Source organism: Streptomyces sp. NPDC031340 (genome assembly GCF_055569945.1).
In genome coordinates, this window is the sequence record NZ_JBVIIE010000035.1 from 1 (window position 1) to 19,169 (window position 19,169).

Genomic DNA, 19,169 nt, shown 5'->3' on the forward strand with positions numbered 1-19,169 from the left:
AACCCGAAGCCGGCCTCGTTCAAACTGGGCGACCAGGAGTGCACGGTCGCCTGACCGGCCGGGGGGGGGGGGGGGGGGGGGGGGGGGGGGGCACCCCCCCCCCCCCCCCCCCCCCGCGGTCGGGTATCAGCAGTGGGCGTACTCGTGCGGACGCAGCAGCATGGCCGCGGCCATCGCCGGGAGCATGAGCAGGTGGCCCCACAGCATCAGGGCGCCGCTGTCGATGAGTTCGAGCGCCAGCGGCACGAACAGCACCAGGAAAGGCAGGTACATGGCCGCGCCCATCTCGGCGATGGGCCGCCAGCGGTGGCCGCGGAACCTCATCCACGCGGACATGGCCACCGTCATGTTCGTCGCCATGATCAGCGCGCCGGTGTAGGGGTTGTGCATCAGCGCGGCGGCGCCGAGGACGTACATCCACACCGGGTGCAGGACCACCATGCCGACGGCCATGGCCACGACCATCTCGGCGAAGTGGAGGGCGAATTTCCTGGCGCTCAGGCGGTGGCCGTCGTGCGCCGCGGCGTCGGTGGGCGCGGGGGCTGCGGACGGGATGGCGGTTCGGTTGTGCACGGTATGCCTCCAGGTATGGGGTGGAGATGTCGGGGACGGGGGACGGTCACGGGACGAGGGTGAAACCGGCCTCGTCGACGGCGGCGGCGATGGCGGCGCGGTCGACGGGCCGGGAGACGGTGACGGTGACGCTGCCGGTGGCCGGGTCGACGGTGACGGACTCGACGCCGGCGACGCCCGAGATCTCCTCGGTGACGGCGCGGACGCAGTGCCCGCCGGTCATGCCGGTGACCTCGAAGGTGGTCGAGCCGACGAAGGTGCGCGGGGTGCCGAAAAGCACGGGAACTCCTCGAGGTGGTCGTGGTGGTGGTGCTGGGGTCGGGTAGCAGAGTCGGCCCGGCGACGGGTGCGTCTCACCGGGAAAACCGCCGGGATCGGGCATGTCCCGGACCTGCTCGCGGAATCGTTCGCGGTGGCGCCGGTGCCGGGCCTGCCACCTGGCGTGGCGCGGTGAGGCGGGCGGCCGCAAGCCCTCGATCGCTGAATCCGTCGACAGGCCGGGCGCGGGGTCTGGGGCGGACGTGCTCTTTGTCTCGCGGGCGGGGCGGCGAGGCGGCCGAGCCGCCTGGGGGCGTGGTCGTTCTGAGCGCTCCCGAGTGCGGAGACCGGGGCCGGCGTCGCGGTAAGCCGCCCCCGGTGAGGTGGCCGAGGCGGTCCTCGGTCCTCGGCCGGTCGAAGACAGGGTGTCGGCCCGGCCCCGGGTACCTGTGGGGCGTCGTGGCCAGGGCCGAGCGTCGGCTACGCGTAGGCGCGGTCGCCGGTGATGCCGAAGGTGACCAGCGCCTGGTCCACGGCTTCATCGGCCCGGCGAGGGGGCCTCCGAATCCTGCATCCTCCAGGTGGCCACGACCAGCCAGATCATCCACGACACGTCCAGGACGAAGGCCAGCACGATGGCGATCGACTCCGTTCGAGAGAAGCCCGCGGAGCCGACGACCCAGCCCTGCACCAGGTAGGTGAGGCCGGAGAGCCCCATCAGGTGGACTATCGGCCGCGGGATCCAAGCCGTCCGCACGGCGGCGACCGCGAACAGGAGCAGGGCAAGGCCCAGGGCGAAGTCCTGGTAGCTCCTCACTCCCCACTCGAGCCAGCGGATGGCCTCGGCGCTCGCGAAGCGCGCCGACTTCTCGCCGGCCGGGGCGCTCGCCCACGCGTTCACGGCATGCTTGAGGGCGACCCCGTCCACTGCTTGCAGGACGCCGTACAGCGCCAGCGTCGCCGCCGCGGAAGCGGCACCGAACCGCCCCGCCCATCTCGCCGTTCCGTTGTGATCATCCAGAGCGGAGAACAGGGCGAGCAGCCCTGCGAGGAGGATCGCCATGCCGGCGAATTGGCCGACGTGCACGAGTGTCCAGACCTCGCTGTCGGCGTAGGCGGCGAACACGGCGTGGTGGTCATTCGCGTCTCCGCCGGTGTGGAACTGGGTGACCGCGATGTACAGGAGCTGTCCCGCGAGAAGCAGCATGGCGGAGCGACGCAGCGACGTACGACGTGCCAGGGGTTCGGGCGGCGCGGGAGTGGCGCTCAGAGCGGGGGATGTGCTGGGCACAGCAAGCCTCCGGGTGATGTGCGGGATGGAGCGGGATGGATGTGTCACGGAACGTCATGAGACGGCACGGAACGTCATGGGGTGAGCGCGGGCCCGGCCTCGTCGACGGCGGCGATGTCGGCGACGGCGGTCGTCGCGAAGGCCTGGTCGGCGGTGACAGAGCCGGCGTCGTGGATGCCGGCGATCTGCTCGGAGACCGCGTGCCTGCGGTGTGCGCAGGTTCTGCCCTCGCCCGTGAAGGTGCTCGAGCCGATGAGGGTGCGGGGGTGCCGGGAAGCATGGGAACTCCGCGAGGTGGTCGTGGTGGTGACGCTGGGGTCGGGTAGCAGAGTCGGCCCCGGGGCGGCTGCGTCTCACCGGGGAAATCGCCGGGGAGATCGCCGGGTTCGCAGTGCGAGGAACAGGGCGAGCAGTGCTGCGACGAGGATCGCCATCCCCGCGCATCGGCCGAGGTGCACCAGCGCCCGGACCGCGCTGCCGACGTGGGCCCCGAACACGGCGTGGTGGTCGTGCGCGTCGCCGCCGCTGGGGAACTGGGTGACCGCGAGGTACAGGACCTGTCCCGCGAGGAGCAGAGTGGCGGACAGCCGTAGCGACGTGCGGCGCGCCAGGGGTTCGTTGGGTTCGGGGGTGGCGCCCGGAGCGGGCGATGTGCTGGACACGGCATGCCTCCGGGTGGCGTGCGGGTCGGGCGGTGTCACGGGAGCCTCGGGGTGCTGATGGCGGTGCCGGTCAGACAGCAGAGTCGTTGCCGGACGGGGTGCGTCTCACCGGGGAAATCACCGGGTTCTCCGCCGGGCTCGGGCCGCGACGCCGGCGGCGATGCCGACGGCGGTCCGGTGTGTTGTCGGACCTCCGTCCGGGGCCGGTGCCGGGGCCGTCCGGTGTGCCGGAGGTGCCCGATATCGTTGGGCTCGTGCTGGCCGGAAGAGACCTCGAACGCGCGGCGGTCGCCGCGCTGCTCGACGCTGCCCGCGCCGGCGACGGCGGCGCGCTGGTGGTGCGCGGCGTCGCCGGGTCCGGCAAGTCGACGCTGCTGGCGGACGCGCTGTCCACCGCGCCGGACCTCCAGGTGCTGCGCACCTCCGGCGTGGAGTCCGAATCGCCGCTGGCCTTCGCCGCGTTGCAACGGCTGCTGTGGCCGCTGCGCGCCCGGATCGAGGCCCTGCCGGCACCGCAGGCCGCCGCGCTGCGCGCGGCGATCGGTGAGGCCGAGGGCGAGGGCGACCGCTTCCTGGCGTTCCTCGGCACGCTGAGCCTGCTCGCCGACGCCGCCGAGAAGGCGCCGCTGCTGGTCCTCGTCGACGACGCGCACTGGCTCGACGACGCGTCGGCGGCGGCCCTGCTGTTCGCCGCCCGCCGGCTGCAGGCCGAGCGCGTGGCGCTGCTGTTCGCCGCCCGCGACGGCGACGCCCGCCGCTTCGACGCCGGGGACTTGCCCGCCGTCGTACTCGGCGGCGTGAGCGGCGCCGACGCCGACGCGCTGCTGTCCGCCCGCGCCGGGACCGACGTCGACCCGGCGGTGTGCGGCCGGCTGGTCGCGGACACCGGCGGCAACCCGCTTGCGCTGGTCGAGCTGGCCGGGGTGCTCACCGCCGACCAACTTGCCGGCCGGGCCCCGCTGCCCACCCCGTTGCCGCTGACCGGCGGCGTGGAGCGCGCCTTCCTCGACCGCTGCCGCCGCCTCGACGAGCCCGCGCAGAGGTTCCTGCTGGTCGCCGCCACCGACGACACCGGCCGGCTGACCGTGGTCCGGGAAGCCGCCGAGCGCCTCGACGCCCCGGATGCCGCCCTGGACGCGGTGGAGCGGTCCGGGCTGCTGCGGGTGGACGGCGACGCCGTCGCCCTCTACCACCCGCTGGTGCGCTCGGCGGTCTACCGGGCGGCCACCAGCGCGCAGCGCCGAGCCGCGCACCGTGCGCTCGCCGACGTGCTGACCGGCGACCCCGAGCGGCGGGCCTGGCACCTGGCCGCCGCCGCCGACCGGCCCGACGAGGACGTCGTCGCCGCCCTCGACGGGGTCGCCGAGCGGGCCGCGGCCCGCGGTGGCCACGAGGCGGCGGCCGCCGCGTGGGCCCGCGCCGCCGAACTCGACGAGGCCAGTGAGGCCCGCGGCCGGCGGCTGTACCTGGCCGCGTCCTCGGCCTGGCTCGGCGCCCATCCCGCACGCGGCTCGGCACTCGCCCAGGCCGCGGCGGCGGACGTGACCGATCCGCTGCTGCGGGCGCGACTGCTCGCCCTGCAAGGGCAGATCGAGTGGAACACCCGCTCGCTGAACGACGGCTACGACCTCGTCCTCCAGGCCGCCGAGGCCGCCACCGGCGTGGACGCGGCGCTGGCGGCCCAGCTGGCGATGCTCGCCGCGTCGCTCACGGCGTTCGGCGCCCGGTCCCCGCGCGCGGTCGACCCGACCGCGCTGGTGACCGAGCCCGCACCGGACGCGCCGCCCCGCGTGCGGGCCGGCTGGGCCCTGCTGCACGGCTTCGGCGCCGTCTCCCGCGGCGACTGGCCGGCCGCCGCGGAGTCCTTCCGGCGCGCGTTCGCCCTCACCGACGCCGACCCGGTCGACGACCACATGCTCCAGCCCAACCTGGGCATCGCCGCGATGCTGATCGACGACGACGAGCGCGGGCTGCGACTGCACGAGCAGCAGCTGACCGCCGCCCGCAGCGCCGGCGCGCTCACCATGGCCGAGCACGCCCTCACCCGCGGCGTCCACTTCCAGATCGCGACCGGCGCCTGGTCGAAGGCCGCCGGTGCCGCCGCCGAGGCGCTGCCGCTGACCGCCGGCACCGGGCACCCCGGGCTGACCGCGCTGCCCACCGCGCAACTCGCCCTGGTCGCGGCGCTGCGCGGGGACGACGACGCCGAGCGCCACCTGGACCGGGTCGCCGAGATCCGGGACCGGCACCCGATCGGCATCACCGACCGTCTCGTCGCCGACCTGGCGCACTGGGCCCGTGGGCTGCGCACGGCCGCACAGCCGGCGACCGCGCTGCACCACCTGGAGCAGATCGAAGGACCGGCGTGGCGCCGTCTGGCCGCCCTCGACCTGTTCGACGCCGCCGTCCGCGGCGACCGTACCGACCTCGCCCACACCTGGCTGGCCGAGCTGGAGCGGTTCGCCGCGGGCACCGGCGCACCGGCCGCGACCGCGGTCGTCGAGCACGGCCGCGCCCTCGTCGCCGGCGCAACCGGGGACGGTGACGCCGAGGCCCACTTCCGGCGGGCACTCGCCGCGCACGCCGGCTCGCCGCGGCTGCCCGACCGGGCCCGCACCCACCTGGCCTTCGGCGAGCACCTGCGCCGCGCCCGCCGCCGCGTCGACGCCCGCGAGCACCTGCGCACCGCGCTGGCGCTGTTCGAGGACCTCGGCGCCGCCCCCTGGGCCGAACGGGCCGCGCAGGAACTGCGCGCCTCCGGCGAGACCGCCCGCCGCCGCGACGTCACCACCGCCACCGCGCTCACCCCGCAGGAACGCCAGGTCGCCGGCCTGGTCCGGCAGGGCCTGTCGAACCGGGACGTGGCCGCCCAGCTGTTCGTCAGCTCACGCACCGTCGACTTCCACCTGCGGAACTGCTACGCCAAGCTGGGCGTCACCTCCCGCGCCGAACTCACCGCCCTCCCCCTCGACCTCTGACCTCAACGGGTGATGACGGCGGCCTTCTCCAGCAGCCGACGTGCCGCGGTCAGGGCACCGTCCGTGTCCACCCGGCCCGCCATGGCACGGGCAGCCTCGACCGTCCGCGGCCCGAGGGCACGGTCCAGCACCGCGGTGAGCGAACCGGCGGTCGGCTCACTCCCCGCGTGAACACCGCCGATTCCCAGCCGGTCGACGCGGTGAGCGAAGTAGAACTGATCGAACGTCTGCGGAACGATCACCTGAGGCACCCCCGCCGCGGCGGCGGTGGTCGTGGTGCCCGCCCCACCGTGGTGCACGACCGCGGCGACCCGCCGGAACAGCGCCTGCTGGTTAACCTCGCCGACCACCAGGCAGTCGGGCGCGGCCTCGTCGAGGGCGAGCCCGGCCCAGCCGCGGGCGAGGATCACCCGGCGGCCGAGTGCGCGGGCGGCTGCCACCGCCGTCCGGGCGATGCCCTCGGGAGCCCGTACGCTGCCGAATCCGAAGTAGACCGGCGGCGCGCCGGCGTCGAGGAATTCCTCCAGCTCGGGCGCGAGCCGCCGGTCGTCCGTCAAGATCCACGCCCCGGTCTGCACCACGTCCAGCTCCGCCGACCCGGGCCATGGCGCCAGCGTCGGATCGGCGGCCAGCCAAGGGGAGCCGGTGAAGATGTGGCGGCTCACGTCGCCGACCGGGGCGAGTCCCGCGGCCTCGCGCTGTGCGTTGAGCGCGGCGCCCCACAGGACGTTCCAGCGTTGTGCGTCCTGAGCCCACAGCGTCCGGTGGTCGACCGCGGGGTCCGCCTGCTCCTGTCCCAGCAGCCCGAACACAGGCGGTGCGTGGTGCGGCGACGGCAGCGTGACCGGGGCGAACGCGGCGTACACGTAGCCGATGCTGCGCTGCTCGGCCACCGAGCGGGCGACGATCGCGAGAGCGCCGCCTCCCACGATCACATCGCACCCCACAGCGGCCGAACCCACCGCCGCGAACTGATCCGCAACCGTGCCCTCGATCATCTGGCGCCGCTGCTCGGGCGTGGGCACGGCCCCCGCCGGCCGCTTCGCCGTGGCACGCAGCTCCGGGCCGACCGGACGGTAGGTGACGCCCAGGGACTTCGCCCACTCCTGGAAGTCAGGAGGCGCGCACACGACGGCATCCTGCCCCAGCTCCTGCAGCTGCCGGGCCAGAGCGATCACCGGCTGGACCTCTCCCCGTGAGCCGATCGTGGACAACAGCACCCGCATGGCAACTCCCCTCTTCCGCCGCGCCTGTCACGCGGAGCGCCCATGTTCGCCCAATATGGGGGCCTTGCGGCAAGATCCCCCATGCGATATACGGTGAAGCGGGAGAGAGACGGGTGACGATCCCGCCCGCCGGAGCCGCACCGAGAAGCGCCCCTACGCCCCCTGCGCGCCGACGGCTCGACCCGACGCCGCGGCCGACACGGCGACAGCCCGCACCCGCAGGAATCCCAGGCAGGCCGCCCCTCCCGCGCGGCGTCGCCGTCCGAAGGAGCCGGCGCCGGCGCCGGAACAGCGACCGCAGGACCCGCTGAGCGGGCACGGAATCGCTTGGACGCCTCATGCGTTGAGGAGGTTGCGCATCGGGTGCCGGTGGGATGCGAGCCGGGCGGCGCGAGTGACCGAGCTGACAAGTAATGGGAGGGCCTCAATGGCTGCGCAGACAGAGAGGGCCGTGCTGGCGGGCGGATGTTTCTGGGGGATGGAGGAGCTGATCCGCCGGCTTCCGGGCGTGACGGCGACCCGGGTCGGATACACCGGCGGCGACGTGCCGAACGCGACGTACCGCAACCACGGCACGCACGCGGAGGCCATCGAGATCCTCTACGACCCGGCGAAGACCGACTACCGCGCGATCCTGGAGTTCTTCTTCCAGATCCACGACCCGAGCACCAAGAACCGACAGGGCAACGACATCGGCCTCAGCTACCGCTCGGCGATCTACTACGTCGACGACGAGCAGAAGCGGATCGCCGAGGACACGATCGCCGATGTGGACGCCTCCGGCCTGTGGCCGGGCAAGGTCGTCACCGAGGTGGAGCCGGTCGGCCCCTTCTGGGAGGCCGAGCCCGAGCACCAGGACTACCTGCAGCGCTACCCGAACGGCTACACCTGCCACTTCCCCCGCCCGGGATGGCGGCTGCCGGCCCGCACGAAGGACTGACCGCGAGAAACGCCCCGGTGGACGCCACGGGCGCGGAAGGCCCCGGACGGGGAAGGCCCCGGACGGGGAAGGCCACGGGCCGAGGACAGGTCACAGGCCGAGGAAGGCCACGGGCCGAGGCTCGGCCGTCCATGGCGAGGCCGACGGCACAGGACGCGGGCAGCCCCTGGCAGGGTGCTCTTGCTTCCCACCTCGCGGGGTGGGCCGGGTCGCGGGGTGTCGACGAGGTGTCGATGCCCGGCGGTCCTGTGGCTGGGGCTCGGCTCAGAACCGGCGGCCGAGGGCTGCGCCGAGCACGGCGATCCAGACCAGCAGCAGGGGCAGTGAGGCGAACGCCATCGGGGTCAGGACGGTAGACAGCAGCAGGTAGCCGATGCCGGACGCGGTGATCGTGACGGCGAGGGCCCAGCCGGTGACGGTCTCCCAACGCCGCAGCAGTGCGTCGTGCCGCGAGGCCACGCAGGCAGCGGCGGCGAGCGCGGCAAGCGCGAACATCTTGACGCCGTCCAGGCGCTGGACCGCCTCGAACAGTGTGCCCGTCCTGCCCGGTGACGCCGGATCGGCTCCGGAGACGGCGATCAGCTCCAGGACGAGTTGCACGGCCGCGAGCGCGGCCGCGGCCGTCCCGGCCCATCCGGCGAAGCGAGCCGTGGCGTTGCCGGTCCGGTGGGCCCAGCCGATCAGTCCGGATCCGACGACCGCCAGGCTTGCGGCCGCCACGCCGTGCACGAGCAGCGCCTGGGCGATCGCCTGGACCGGCCGGTCGGCGTACGCGGTCGCGATGTGGGCGTCTGTGTCACCGGCTTCGGGTGTGGCACCCCAGGCGACGGCGAGCCCGACGATCCATGCCGCGGCGTGCGTGTATCCGGCGGCGCGGGAAGCGGTGGCGGTGGCCTGCCCGGCAGCGATCATGGTCATGCGGTATCTCCCTGACTTTCGTCGTGGACGGCACGGGTGAGCGCCGCGCAGCCGATGCGCCATGCGGCGTCCAGGTCCGCGCCGGGCGGGAAGCGGCCGTCGAGTTCGAGTACGGCCATGCCGTGCGCGAACGCCCAGAGCGTGCGCGCGATGTCCACGTCGCCGTGCGCCGCGCGGACCAGCGGCATCGCCGCGCGCTCCTCGAGCCCCTCGGGCAGCGCGGTGCGGGCGAGCGGCCGGGTGTGGGTGATGCGGTAGAGGTGCGGGTTGGCAAGGGCGTGCTGCCGGTAGGCGCGGGCGAGCGCAGGCATGGCCGGTCCCTCGTCGGCCCCGGCTTCGGCGGCCTCCAGGTCCTGCGCCAACTGGGCCATGCCCTGCGCCTGGAGAGCAGCCTCGACGGCGCCCTTGTCGGGGAAGTGCTTGTACAGCGACGGTGCCCGGATGCCTACGCGCTCGGCGATACGCCGCATCGACAACCCGTCCGGCCCTTCGGCCTCGAGTAACTCCCGGGCGGCGTCCGTGATCTGCTGCGCCCGGTCAGCCACGGCGCGCCGTCCGCGCGACGGCGGTGCCGGTGGGCCGGCCGGGTCCGGCGACGGGCCGGGCACTGCCGGTGGTCGTGGTCGTGGTCGTGGTCACGGTGGTCCTTCCGCGTCGGGACTGGGCCAATTCGGCTAACGCCGTTAGCCGCACGCCGTGACTCTAGGGCTAACGCTGTTAGCCGTCAAGCTTGAGGGTGCCGAACTCCGATCGGGCCGCTGAGCCTGGAGCCTCCCGCGTCACGTCGATAGAGGCCGTCCACTCGTCCGCGTAACGCTCTACGGCCTCACCGGAGAGCCCGAGCCGCAGCGAGCGGTACGGCAGGGGCCCGATGCGCAGATCACGCTCAGGGTTCCACTGGGCGCGGGTCGGCGAGCGCTTCAACTCGCGTTGCCGGGTGCTGCGGTCGGAGCGCAGCCCAAGAACGCAACTCGACAGGCACGCGTTGCGCAGCGCCCACTCAACGCACCCTGGCCCGGCTGCGGCCCGGCGAGGACCTGTCCCGGCCCCTGGCCGCGACCCGGGCGGCGCTGCGGCGACCGGCCCGCCGTCACCAGGCGCTCGACGAGGAGATCGCCGAGCTGGACGCCGAGATCGCACCCCTGGTCAAGCAGGCCGCACCTCAGCTGCTGGAGCTGTTCGGCGTCGGTCCCGAGACCGCCGGCCAGCTGCTGGCCTCGGCCGGGGACAACCCCGAGCGGATGCGCTCGGAAGCCGCGTTCGCGCACCTGGCCGGGGTCGCGCCGATCCCGGCCTCGTCCGGACGCACCCACCGCCACCGCCTCAACCGCGGCGGCGACCGGGCCGCCAACAACGCCCTGCACACCATCGTGCTCACCCGCATGCGCTTCGACGAACGCACCCGCGCCTACGTCGAACGCCGCACCAAGCAAGGGCTGAACAAGAAGGACATCATGCGCTGCCTCAAGCGATTCGTCGCCCGCGAGGTCTACCGCGCCCTGACCAGCACACCAACCGAACGAATCCCCCCAAACCGACCTCGCTCCAGCGGCTTGACAGCCATAGGAGCATCCACTTCATCGGTCGGCTGACCTGGCGCACGAAATCGCTGCCGTCGACACTGCATCAACACCTCGTATCCGACCCATGGCCGCCGGAGGCTCTGGCCGCGATTGGTGTGCCGCCGCCGGACAGCGGCCTCGCGAGCCGTCCGGACCGGCGACTCGCTCGGTGCCGCGGCCGGCGTGCTCCGTCGCAGCGAGCAGCAGCCGAAAATCGGTGGCCGCCCGAGCCGGCCGACCCCACGCTGTACGCCATGGAAGAACCGCACCGCGGGATCCGCGCGCTCCACACGGCATCCAAGATCACCGTCTACCAGGCGTACTCCCCTGAAATCGGGCTGCCCGCCGTCCGCGACGGCCGCTTTCCCTCTTCGTGGCGGCGGAACCGCATGACGTGGATCAAACCCAGCTTCCTGTGGATGATGTACCGCTCCAACTGGGGCACCAGTGCTGGGCAGGAGACCGTTCTTGCCATCGAGATCACTCGCGTCGGCTTCGACTGGGCGGTGCGCAATGCCTGCCTGTCGAGCTACGTCCGCGGCCTGCATCCTGATCGCGACACCTGGCGGCGTGAACTCAAGCGCGCACCGGCCCGTGTCCAGTGGGACCCCGAACGCGACCTGAACCTGCGTCCCCTGCCGCAGCGCTCGCTGCAACTAGGACTCTCGGGCGAGGCGTCGTCGCGTTACGCGGACGAGTGGATCGTGTCCCTCCGCGACGTGACCCCGCTCGCCAACGAGATCCACACGCTCGTCAGCAGAGGCGAACTGGACACAGCGACCCGATTGCTCCCCCAGGAACAGAGCTACCCCGCCGGTGACGAACTACTGGCCCACCTGCGTCCCTGACCGGCGGTCCGGACACAGCGGTCGGCATCACCCACGGGTCACATGACGGCACAGGCTCGCCAGGACGGAAGTCAGGGTGATCTCCCATCGCAGGGACGCTGTCCACCCCACCGGCGAGGAGCAGCTCGCCGGCAGGGTTCACCGTCGTGCCAGCGGCATGGACAAGGTATGTGAACGCGGCTTGATGATCCACGTCATCCTGTCCCGCTTCCACGCCGCAGGGAAACGGCCGACGCGGATGGCGGGCAGTCGGGGCGTGGGGCTGTGCGGGAACTTGCGGTGTTGAGGTGTTCCGGGGGCCGGAGGTGCGGGTCCGGCCACCTCGACTTACGTGCGGGGTCCGCCGGGTGGTCCGGCCGCACCGGCCGCACCGGTTCCGTGTGGTCAGTGCGGGAGGGTCGCCGGGCTGCCGCCGTTCGCCTCGTAGCCCGCCACCGCCAGGGCGCGGTAGACCGCGAACTCCGCCGCCGGGTCGGCAGACAGCGTCCAGGGCAGGGCGCCGACGTGACCGTCGATGTGTATGAGCTGGTTCATGGCCTCGGACCAGCGCTCGGCGCGCACCAGGAAGAACACCAGCATGTGGCGTACGTGCGCCAGCATCGGGTCGTCCGGGCGGGCCGAGTGGACGGCGTGCAGCGCGCCGTGGATCGCCTTGGTGACGACCTCGCTCTGGTAGAAGCTGCTGACCAGGTTCACCTCGGGGAGGTGCTCGAAGACCGCGAAGAGGGGCATCGCCGCGAGCAGGGAACCCCGCGGGGCGCGGGCGGCGGCGGCCTCCGCGAAGGAGTACGCCAGCTCCCGGGAGCCGTGCCACTTCTCGCACCAGTAGTGCAGTGCCGCCAGGTGCGCGCCCATGTGCGCCGGCGCGCGGTCCAGGATCTTCAGCCAGAGCTGCTCGAACTCGGGCCGCGGGTAGGCAAGTCCGCGGGCCACCGACAGTTCGACGATGTACGGGATCGGATCGCCGGGTGCGAGGAGGGCCGCGTCGGCGCACGCCGACCTCGCCTCCTCCATGATGATGCGGAACTCGTCGGTGCCCGGCGTCGACGTCCGCCACGCCTGCTGCACCAGGAACTCCGCGTGCACGGCGGCCCCGCCCGCGTCCTTGGGCTGCTCGACGCGCCACACCCGCAGCCACTGCCCGCCCGGCATCTCGCCGACCCCGCCCGGCCGCTGCAGCAGCTCCAGCGACGCGGCGCCCGCGAAGGCCTGCACCCGCTGCCAGCGCGCCTCGTCCTCCGTCCCCGTGCCGGCCAGCAGCTGCGCCGCCGCGCGGTAGTCCTGGGTGCGCTGCACCAGGTCCAGGACGTCCAGCAGGTCCTGGTCGGGGCCGGGCATGCGGACGTCCAGCTCCTCCTCCCGCACGAACCCGTAGTTCTCCGGGTCGGCGGCGTCCGGGTGGCCGGCCGGAACCTGCTCGATCATGCCGCGCCGCCGCCGCAGTAGGGGCAGCAGCACGAAGCTGATCATGACCAGCGCCATGAGGACCCACAGAATCTCCATGCCTCAAGCGTTCCAGACACCGCCGACAATTGGCCAACCCGGTCCGCGGACCTGTGGAAAACCATCGCGCGGGGTTCGGGGAGACGGGCCGTCGCGCCGCCGCCGGATCCTGGTCGGCCGTCGCCCCGGCCGCGAGCGCACTAGTCTCGGTGCGCATGAGCGACAGGCACATCAGTCAGCACTTCGAGACCCTCGCGATCCATGCGGGCAACACCGCCGATCCCCTCACCGGCGCGGTCGTCCCGCCGATCTACCAGGTCTCGACCTACAAGCAGGACGGCGTCGGCGGCCTGCGCGGCGGCTACGAGTACAGCCGCAGCGCCAACCCGACCAGGACCGCCCTGGAAGAGAACCTCGCGGCCCTCGAGGGCGGCCGCCGCGGTCTCGCGTTCGCGTCCGGACTGGCGGCCGAGGACTGCCTGCTGCGTACGCTGCTCAGCCCGGGCGACCACGTGGTCATCCCCAACGACGCGTACGGCGGCACGTTCCGGCTGTTCGCCAAGGTCGTCTCCCGGTGGGGCGTGGAGTGGTCGGTCGCCGACAGCTCCGACCCGTCCGCCGTCCGGGCCGCCATCACCCCGAAGACCAAGGCCGTGTGGGTGGAGACCCCCTCCAACCCGCTGCTCGGTGTCACCGACATCGCCGCCGTCGCGCAGGTCGCCCGGGACGCGGGTGCCAGGCTCGTCGTCGACAACACCTTCGCCACGCCGTACCTTCAGCAGCCGCTGGCGCACGGCGCGGACGTCGTCGTGCACTCGCTGACCAAGTACATGGGCGGCCACTCCGACGTCGTCGGCGGTGCCCTGATCGTCAGCGACCCCGAGCTGGGCGAGGAGCTGGCGTTCCACCAGAACGCGATGGGCGCGGTCGCCGGGCCGTTCGACTCCTGGCTGGTGCTGCGCGGCACCAAGACGCTGGCGGTGCGCATGGACCGACACAGCGAGAACGCCGCCAAGGTCGCCGACATGCTCAGCCATCACGCGCGGGTGACGCGCGTGCTGTACCCGGGGCTGCCCGACCACCCCGGACACGAGGTCGCCGCCAAGCAGATGCGCGCCTTCGGCGGCATGGTGTCCTTCCAGGTCGAGGGCGGCGAGGAGGCGGCCGTCGAGGTGTGCAACCGCGCCGAGGTGTTCACCCTCGGGGAGTCCCTCGGCGGCGTCGAGTCCCTGATCGAGCACCCGGGGCGGATGACGCACGCATCCGCGGCCGGCTCGGCCCTCGAGGTGCCCGCCGACCTGGTGCGGCTGTCCGTCGGCATCGAGAACGTCGACGACCTCCTGGAAGACCTGCAGCAGGCGCTCGGCTAGGCGTCACCAGTCGGTGAGCGGTGGGGTCGTCTGCGAGGGCGGCTCCACCCACGGGCGCGCCGTCACCGCCCACACCAGGAACGCCACGCACGCGGCGAGCAGCAGCAGGTACAGCAGACGGCGGGCGGCGGCCCTGCGGCGCAGCAGGCGCGAGCCGCGGCGCACGACCTCCGCGTGCAGCTCCGGCGGCACGGGCGGCGGCACTCGGTCCATGATCTGCCGTACGGCGGCCTCCCGCTGGGCCCGGTTCATGCCCGCCACCCCCTGCCGGCGGCGTCGGCGCCCCTCACGACGGCACCGCCTTCGCGCCGCCCCGCACCGCCGGGGCGGCCGGCCGGCGCGGCGGGTGCAGCAGCGTCGCCGTGGCCCGGTCGCAGATCGTCCGCACGCGTTCCGCCGGGAGGCCGAGCAGCGCTGCCGTCTGCTCCTCGCCGACCCCCTCGTACAGCCTGAGGACGATGATCAGACGCTCCTGCGGTGTGAGCGGGGCCAGCGCGCTGTCCGGGGCGGGACGGCCCCGGCCGAGTCCTCCGTACTGGTGCCAGGCCGCGCGGGCGAAGCGGGTGGCCAGGTAGTGGCGGGCGCGGTCGTACGGGTCCTCGCCGCGCAGCCGGTCCCAGCACGCGTAGGTGTGCGCGAGGGCGTGGGTCAGCAGACGCCGCGCGCGCGGGTTGCCGTCCGGCGCCTCCGCGGTGAGCAGCGTGGCGGCGTGCAGCAGTCGCCCTGCCGCACCCGCGACGAACGCCTCGAACTCCCGCTCTCGGCGCTCGCCCCGGGACGCATGCCGTCGTCGCACCGCTCCTCCCGCCCGAACGCCCTCAGGGACCCGGGCCCGGCCGCCACGGCCCGGCGGAACCGCGTGCGACGAGGACCCGGTCTCATATGAGGCCAGGCGCGGCCTTTCGGTCAAGAGCAAGGCGCACTCGGGTACGCCGGTCGAGCGGCGGAACTCCGCCGCGCCGCCCGCCCCGGCGGCGCCGTACGCCCTCGTGCACCCCCGCTCACCTGCGCACTCCGCCGCACGCGGGCATGCGGCCGCGACCCGCGTGCGTGGGGGCCGGGCCGGAGGTGAGGGCGAGCGATTTTCGCCGGACTACGACGCCTGCGGGGCCTCCGGGCCGGACACCCCCTGCGTCGCCATCCGGGCGGACAGCGCGCCGTTGAAGCGGGTGAGGAGCGCGCAGAACGTCTCGCGCTCCTCCGGCGCCCAGTCCTGCGTCAGCTCGGCCATCAACTGCCGCCGGGAGGAACGCACTTCCGCCAGCCGGGACTGACCGCGCGGGGACAGCTGGAGGACCACGGCCCGCCCGTCGTCGGGGTGCGAGGTCCGCTTCACGAGCCCGGTGTCGACGAGCGGTGCAACCTGCCGGGTGACCGTCGAGGAGTCGATGCCCATGCTCGCGGCGAGCGCCTTGACGCCCATCGGGCCTTCCTTGTCGAGGCGGTTGAGCAGCAGGTAGGCGGCGCGGTCCATGGAGTTGCGCACCTGCCCGACTCCGCCGAGCCGGGTCTGTTCGGCGCGGCGGGCGAAGACCGCCACCTCGTGCTGCAGCGTTTCGAGGAGACCGGTGTCACCGGCGGTCGTCATGTCCATCGACATTTCAGGTGTTGTGGGCATGGCCGGGGGCTCACTTCATGAAGGGGGTGCTGGAATGGGGGACAGAGTACGCGGCCGGGGCGTGGGCCGTACCGGCGCTGCGCAAACCAGTCTCGGAGCGTGGTCATTACGGTGCCGCCCGCCCGTGAACTGCGATGCTTGAGTCATGAGCTACAGCACGGCTGACTCCTATCGTCCCGTGACCCTCGACGACGTGCGCGGCGCCCAGAAGATGCTCTCGGGCGTGGCGCGGGTGACGGCGATGGAAGGCAGCAGGCACCTGTCCCAGCTGGTGGGCGGGCCGGTGCACCTCAAGTGCGAGAACCTCCAGCGGACGGGCTCCTTCAAGCTGCGGGGCGCCTACGTCCGCATCGCCGGGCTGCTGCCCGAGGAGCGGGCCGCCGGGGTGGTCGCCGCCAGCGCGGGCAACCACGCGCAGGGGGTCGCCCTGGCGTCGTCGCTGCTCGGGGTGCGCGCGACGGTGTTCATGCCGAAGGGCGCCCCGCTGCCGAAGATCAGCGCGACCCGGGAGTACGGCGCCGAGGTGCGGCTGCACGGGCAGGTGGTCGACGAGACACTGGCCGCCGCGCAGGCGTACGCGGCCGAGACGGGCGCGGTGTTCATCCACCCCTTCGACCACCCCGACATCATCGCGGGGCAGGGCACCGTGGGCCTGGAGATCCTGGAGCAGTGCCCGGAGGTGCGCACGATCGTCGTCGGCATCGGCGGGGGAGGCCTGGCGGCCGGTATAGCGGTCGCGGTGAAGGCGCTCAGGCCGGACGTGCGGATCGTGGGCGTGCAGGCGGAGGGCGCGGCGGCCTACCCGCCCTCGCTGGCGTCCGGCCGTCCGGTGTCGATGGAGCATCCGGTCACCATGGCCGACGGCATCAGGGTGGGGCGGCCCGGCGACGTGCCGTTCGGGATCGTCCGCGACCTGGTGGACGAGGTCCGCACGGTCAGCGAGGACGAGCTGTCCACCGCGCTGCTGCTGTGCCTGGAGCGGGCCAAGCTGGTCGTCGAACCGGCCGGGGCGAGCCCGGTCGCCGCGCTGCTGAGCGCTCCGCGGACCTTCGAGCCGCCGGTCGTGGCGGTGCTGTCCGGCGGCAACGTCGACCCGCTGCTCATGCAGCGCGTGCTGCGGCACGGTATGGCCGCGCAGGGCCGCTACCTGGCCGTCCGGCTGCGTCTGACGGACCGGCCGGGTGCCCTCGCGACGCTTCTCGGGGCGTTGTCAGTGGTGGACGCTAACGTGCTCGACGTGAGCCATATCCGGACCGACCCACGGCTCGGGCTCACGGAGGCGGAGGTCGAGCTGCACCTGGAGACGAAGGGGCCGGAGCACTGCGTCGAGGTCGGCAGGGCCCTGCGCGAGGCCGGCTACACCGTCATCGAGTGAGCCGCCGGGTCCTGTTCCCCGGCCGGCGGCCGGGGGCGACCCGCCGCTTCTCGGGCTGAAAGCCCAGCTCAGAGGCTTCTTCGTCGCTCGTTCGGGTAAATGCGTTGAGAGACGCGATACATCGCGTTACGGTGTGTCTGTGCCGTCACCACCCTCACCGCCCGCCGGGCGGAGCAAAACGTACGAACCTACGCTTTCCGAAGATTCCCCGACGACGTGGAGACCGTTATGCCAGGCGCCATCTATGCCGAGGGTCTGAAGAAGACCTTCGGCGACGTAAAAGCACTGGACGGCGTCGACCTCGATGTCCCCGAGGGCACCGTCCTGGGCCTGCTCGGGCCCAACGGCGCGGGCAAGACGACGACTGTCCGCTGCCTGACCACACTGCTGCGCCCCGACAGCGGCAGGGCGGTCGTAGCGGGCCTCGACGTGCTCAAGCAGCCGAACGAGGTGCGGCGCTCGATCGGCCTGTCCGGCCAGTTCGCCGCCGTCGACGAGTACCTGACCGGCCGGGAGAACCTCCAGATGGTCGGCCGGCTCTACCAGATGAACGCCAAGGCCGCGAAGGCCAGGGCCGCGGAACTGCTCGACCAGTTCGACCTCGCGGACGCCGCCGACCGCACCGCGAAGACCTACTCCGGAGGCATGCGTCGCCGGCTCGACCTCGCGGCCGCCCTGGTCGTCTCACCGCCCGTGATGTTCATGGACGAGCCCACGACCGGTCTGGACCCGCGCAACCGCCAGCTGCTGTGGGACGTCATCAAGCAGCTCGTCTCCGGCGGTACGACCCTGCTGCTGACCACCCAGTACCTGGAAGAGGCCGATCAGCTCGCGCACGACATAGCGGTCGTCGACCACGGCCGTGTCATCGCCCGCGGCACCTCCGACCAGCTCAAGGCACGCACCGGCGGTGAGCGCGTCGAGGTCGTGGTGCACGAGCGCGAGCGCATCCCTGCCGCCCGTACGGTCCTGGGCGGATTCGGCAAGGGCGAGGTCACCGTCGAGGAGCACACCCGCAAGCTCACCGTGCCCGTCGTCGGCGGCGCCAAGCTGCTGGCCGAGGTCATCCGCGAGCTGGACGTCCTCGGCATCGAGATAGACGACATCGGCCTGCGCCGCCCCACCCTGGACGACGTCTTCCTCTCCCTCACCGGCCACGTGGCCGAGGTCAAGGACGAGGCGAACGGCGATACGGCCGACGCCGCGGCCAAGGACCGCCGACCCAAGAAGGAGGCCGCCAAGTGAGCGCCGTGAGCGATTCCCTGGTGATCACCCGCCGGAATCTGATCCGCATGAGCCGGATCCCCGAGATGGTCATCTTCGGGCTGGTCCAGCCCATCATGTTCGTGGTGCTGTTCACCTACGTGTTCGGCGGCTCCATCCAGGTCGGCTCGTCCACCTCGACCCAGGCCTACCGCGAGTTCCTGATGGCCGGCATCTTCGCCCAGACCGTCACCTTCGCCACGGCGGGCGCCGGCGCGGGCATCGCCGACGACATGCACAAGGGACTCATCGACCGCTTCCGCTCCCTGCCCATGACCCGTGGTGCCGTGCTGACCGGCCGCACCATCGCGGACTCGGTGCAGACGGCGCTGACCCTCGTCGTCCTGGCGGTCGTCGCACTGCTCGTCGGCTGGCGCACGCACGAGAACTTCGGCAAGGTCCTCGCCGGATTCGGGCTGCTCCTGCTGCTCGGCTACGCGTTCTCCTGGATCGGCGCACTGATCGGCCTGTCCGTGCGCACTCCCGAAGCGGCGACCTCGGGCGGTCTGATCTGGCTGTTCCCGCTGACGTTCATCTCGAACGCGTTCGTGGACGCCAACCAGATGCCGACGTTCCTGCGGCACATCGCGGAGTGGAACCCGTTCAGCGCCACCGTGCAGGCGTGCCGGGAACTCTTCGGGAACCTCCCCCCGGGCTTCAAGACACCCGACGCGTGGCCCATGCAGCACCCCGTGCTGGCCTCGCTGATCTGGTCGGTCGTGATCATCCTGGTCTTCCGTACCCTCGCGGTGCGCAAGTACCGGTCGGCCACGGCATGACAGACGCCCCCGGCGTCAGCGCGACAAGCGCGACGCCGGGGGCCGTCACAGCACAGGTGGAGCGG

Annotated in this window: 19 protein-coding genes and 1 pseudogene; 8 read left to right on the plus strand and 12 right to left on the minus strand. The window is 72.8% G+C overall.

Translation table 11 applies throughout. The annotated features are described in order from the left end of the window. Positions 1-126 precede the first annotated feature (126 nt). The 4 genes from ACZ5GT_RS25590 to ACZ5GT_RS25605 all read right to left on the minus strand — a co-directional run bounded on the left by ACZ5GT_RS25590 (position 127) and on the right by ACZ5GT_RS25605 (position 2,784). Positions 127-573 (minus strand): hypothetical protein, encoded by a 447-nt coding sequence (locus ACZ5GT_RS25590; protein WP_469030657.1) that lies wholly within the window; start codon positions 571-573, stop codon positions 127-129. 46 nt (positions 574-619) lie between these two features. Further along, a complete protein-coding gene (locus ACZ5GT_RS25595) occupies positions 620-853 on the minus strand; it encodes a heavy-metal-associated domain-containing protein (protein ID WP_469030664.1) in 234 nt (77 codons plus the stop codon). 516 nt (positions 854-1,369) lie between these two features. Further along, positions 1,370-2,122, minus strand: coding sequence for a DUF4386 family protein (locus ACZ5GT_RS25600; RefSeq protein ID WP_469030670.1), 753 nt, complete (start codon positions 2,120-2,122; stop codon positions 1,370-1,372). A gap of 353 nt (positions 2,123-2,475) precedes the next feature. Beyond that, a complete protein-coding gene (locus ACZ5GT_RS25605) occupies positions 2,476-2,784 on the minus strand; it encodes a hypothetical protein (protein ID WP_469030677.1) in 309 nt (102 codons plus the stop codon). Between the two features lie 254 nt (positions 2,785-3,038). Here ACZ5GT_RS25605 and ACZ5GT_RS25610 point away from each other — a divergent pair, with 254 nt between their 5' ends. After that, positions 3,039-5,762, plus strand: a complete 2,724-nt coding sequence (locus tag ACZ5GT_RS25610; RefSeq protein WP_469030684.1) for a helix-turn-helix transcriptional regulator — start codon at positions 3,039-3,041, stop codon at positions 5,760-5,762. Between the two features lie 2 nt (positions 5,763-5,764). Here the strand turns inward: ACZ5GT_RS25610 and ACZ5GT_RS25615 are convergent, their stop codons facing one another. Next, positions 5,765-6,988 (minus strand): glycosyltransferase, encoded by a 1,224-nt coding sequence (locus ACZ5GT_RS25615; protein ID WP_469030688.1) that lies wholly within the window; start codon positions 6,986-6,988, stop codon positions 5,765-5,767. 427 nt (positions 6,989-7,415) lie between these two features. Between ACZ5GT_RS25615 and msrA the strand changes: the two genes are divergently transcribed. After that, positions 7,416-7,928 carry a peptide-methionine (S)-S-oxide reductase MsrA gene (msrA, locus tag ACZ5GT_RS25620; protein ID WP_469030691.1) on the plus strand — a complete coding sequence of 171 codons (513 nt, stop codon included), beginning with the start codon at positions 7,416-7,418 and terminating at the stop codon, positions 7,926-7,928. Between the two features lie 264 nt (positions 7,929-8,192). On the opposite strand, the gene ACZ5GT_RS25625 is transcribed toward msrA, so the two are convergent. The 3 genes and pseudogenes from ACZ5GT_RS25625 to ACZ5GT_RS25635 all read right to left on the minus strand — a co-directional run. After that, entirely contained in the window at positions 8,193-8,846 is a 654-nt protein-coding gene (locus ACZ5GT_RS25625) for a hypothetical protein (protein WP_469030694.1), read from the minus strand. Continuing rightward, positions 8,843-9,391 carry a TetR/AcrR family transcriptional regulator gene (locus ACZ5GT_RS25630; RefSeq protein ID WP_469030699.1) on the minus strand — a complete coding sequence of 183 codons (549 nt, stop codon included), beginning with the start codon at positions 9,389-9,391 and terminating at the stop codon, positions 8,843-8,845. The genes ACZ5GT_RS25625 and ACZ5GT_RS25630 overlap by 4 nt, the downstream gene beginning before the upstream one ends. A 232-nt stretch (positions 9,392-9,623) precedes the next feature. Beyond that, positions 9,624-9,848 (minus strand): annotated as a pseudogene (locus ACZ5GT_RS25635) (DUF4291 family protein); the annotation flags it as partial. 209 nt (positions 9,849-10,057) lie between these two features. On the opposite strand from ACZ5GT_RS25635, the gene ACZ5GT_RS25640 reads away from it, so the two are divergent. Next, a complete protein-coding gene (locus ACZ5GT_RS25640) occupies positions 10,058-10,438 on the plus strand; it encodes a transposase (protein ID WP_469030928.1) in 381 nt (126 codons plus the stop codon). Positions 10,439-10,662: 224 nt separating this feature from the next. Then, positions 10,663-11,256 (plus strand): DUF4291 domain-containing protein, encoded by a 594-nt coding sequence (locus tag ACZ5GT_RS25645; protein ID WP_469030705.1) that lies wholly within the window; start codon positions 10,663-10,665, stop codon positions 11,254-11,256. Positions 11,257-11,640: 384 nt separating this feature from the next. Here the strand turns inward: ACZ5GT_RS25645 and ACZ5GT_RS25650 are convergent, their stop codons facing one another. Beyond that, positions 11,641-12,759 (minus strand): hypothetical protein, encoded by a 1,119-nt coding sequence (locus ACZ5GT_RS25650; RefSeq protein WP_469030708.1) that lies wholly within the window; start codon positions 12,757-12,759, stop codon positions 11,641-11,643. Positions 12,760-12,914: 155 nt separating this feature from the next. Here ACZ5GT_RS25650 and ACZ5GT_RS25655 point away from each other — a divergent pair, with 155 nt between their 5' ends. Beyond that, a complete protein-coding gene (locus ACZ5GT_RS25655; protein ID WP_469030710.1) occupies positions 12,915-14,069 on the plus strand; it encodes a cystathionine gamma-synthase in 1,155 nt (384 codons plus the stop codon). A 3-nt stretch (positions 14,070-14,072) separates the two neighbouring features. Here ACZ5GT_RS25655 and ACZ5GT_RS25660 read toward each other — a convergent pair whose 3' ends face one another. From ACZ5GT_RS25660 to ACZ5GT_RS25670, 3 genes are all read right to left on the minus strand, one after another. Further along, positions 14,073-14,321, minus strand: a complete 249-nt coding sequence (locus ACZ5GT_RS25660) for a hypothetical protein (protein ID WP_469030714.1) — start codon at positions 14,319-14,321, stop codon at positions 14,073-14,075. 34 nt (positions 14,322-14,355) lie between these two features. Continuing rightward, entirely contained in the window at positions 14,356-14,865 is a 510-nt protein-coding gene (locus ACZ5GT_RS25665) for a sigma factor-like helix-turn-helix DNA-binding protein (RefSeq protein WP_469030716.1), read from the minus strand. Positions 14,866-15,162: 297 nt separating this feature from the next. Continuing rightward, positions 15,163-15,669 (minus strand): MarR family winged helix-turn-helix transcriptional regulator, encoded by a 507-nt coding sequence (locus tag ACZ5GT_RS25670; RefSeq protein WP_469030930.1) that lies wholly within the window; start codon positions 15,667-15,669, stop codon positions 15,163-15,165. Between the two features lie 163 nt (positions 15,670-15,832). Here ACZ5GT_RS25670 and ilvA point away from each other — a divergent pair, with 163 nt between their 5' ends. From ilvA to ACZ5GT_RS25685, 3 genes are all read left to right on the plus strand, one after another. Continuing rightward, positions 15,833-17,062 (plus strand): threonine ammonia-lyase, encoded by a 1,230-nt coding sequence (gene ilvA / locus ACZ5GT_RS25675; protein WP_469030719.1) that lies wholly within the window; start codon positions 15,833-15,835, stop codon positions 17,060-17,062. A 228-nt stretch (positions 17,063-17,290) separates the two neighbouring features. After that, complete coding sequence (locus ACZ5GT_RS25680; RefSeq protein ID WP_469030722.1) at positions 17,291-18,307, plus strand: ATP-binding cassette domain-containing protein; 1,017 nt, start codon at positions 17,291-17,293, stop codon at positions 18,305-18,307. Continuing rightward, positions 18,304-19,104, plus strand: a complete 801-nt coding sequence (locus tag ACZ5GT_RS25685) for an ABC transporter permease (RefSeq protein WP_469030724.1) — start codon at positions 18,304-18,306, stop codon at positions 19,102-19,104. The genes ACZ5GT_RS25680 and ACZ5GT_RS25685 overlap by 4 nt, the downstream gene beginning before the upstream one ends. Positions 19,105-19,169: the final 65 nt, after the last annotated feature.

What these genes read in the sequence shown, in the direction of transcription:
- ACZ5GT_RS25615 (WP_469030688.1), bottom strand. Translation starts at nt 6,988, where the DNA reads ATGCGGGTGCTGTTGTCCACGATCGGCTCACGGGGAGAGGTCCAGCCG.
- msrA (WP_469030691.1), top strand. Translation starts at nt 7,416, where the DNA reads ATGGCTGCGCAGACAGAGAGGGCCGTGCTGGCGGGCGGATGTTTCTGG.
- ACZ5GT_RS25625 (WP_469030694.1), bottom strand. Translation starts at nt 8,846, where the DNA reads ATGACCATGATCGCTGCCGGGCAGGCCACCGCCACCGCTTCCCGCGCC.
- ACZ5GT_RS25645 (WP_469030705.1), top strand. Translation starts at nt 10,663, where the DNA reads ATGGAAGAACCGCACCGCGGGATCCGCGCGCTCCACACGGCATCCAAG.
- ACZ5GT_RS25650 (WP_469030708.1), bottom strand. Translation starts at nt 12,759, where the DNA reads ATGGAGATTCTGTGGGTCCTCATGGCGCTGGTCATGATCAGCTTCGTG.
- ACZ5GT_RS25655 (WP_469030710.1), top strand. Translation starts at nt 12,915, where the DNA reads ATGAGCGACAGGCACATCAGTCAGCACTTCGAGACCCTCGCGATCCAT.
- ACZ5GT_RS25660 (WP_469030714.1), bottom strand. Translation starts at nt 14,321, where the DNA reads ATGAACCGGGCCCAGCGGGAGGCCGCCGTACGGCAGATCATGGACCGA.
- ACZ5GT_RS25670 (WP_469030930.1), bottom strand. Translation starts at nt 15,669, where the DNA reads ATGTCGATGGACATGACGACCGCCGGTGACACCGGTCTCCTCGAAACG.
- ilvA (WP_469030719.1), top strand. Translation starts at nt 15,833, where the DNA reads ATGAGCTACAGCACGGCTGACTCCTATCGTCCCGTGACCCTCGACGAC.
- ACZ5GT_RS25680 (WP_469030722.1), top strand. Translation starts at nt 17,291, where the DNA reads ATGCCAGGCGCCATCTATGCCGAGGGTCTGAAGAAGACCTTCGGCGAC.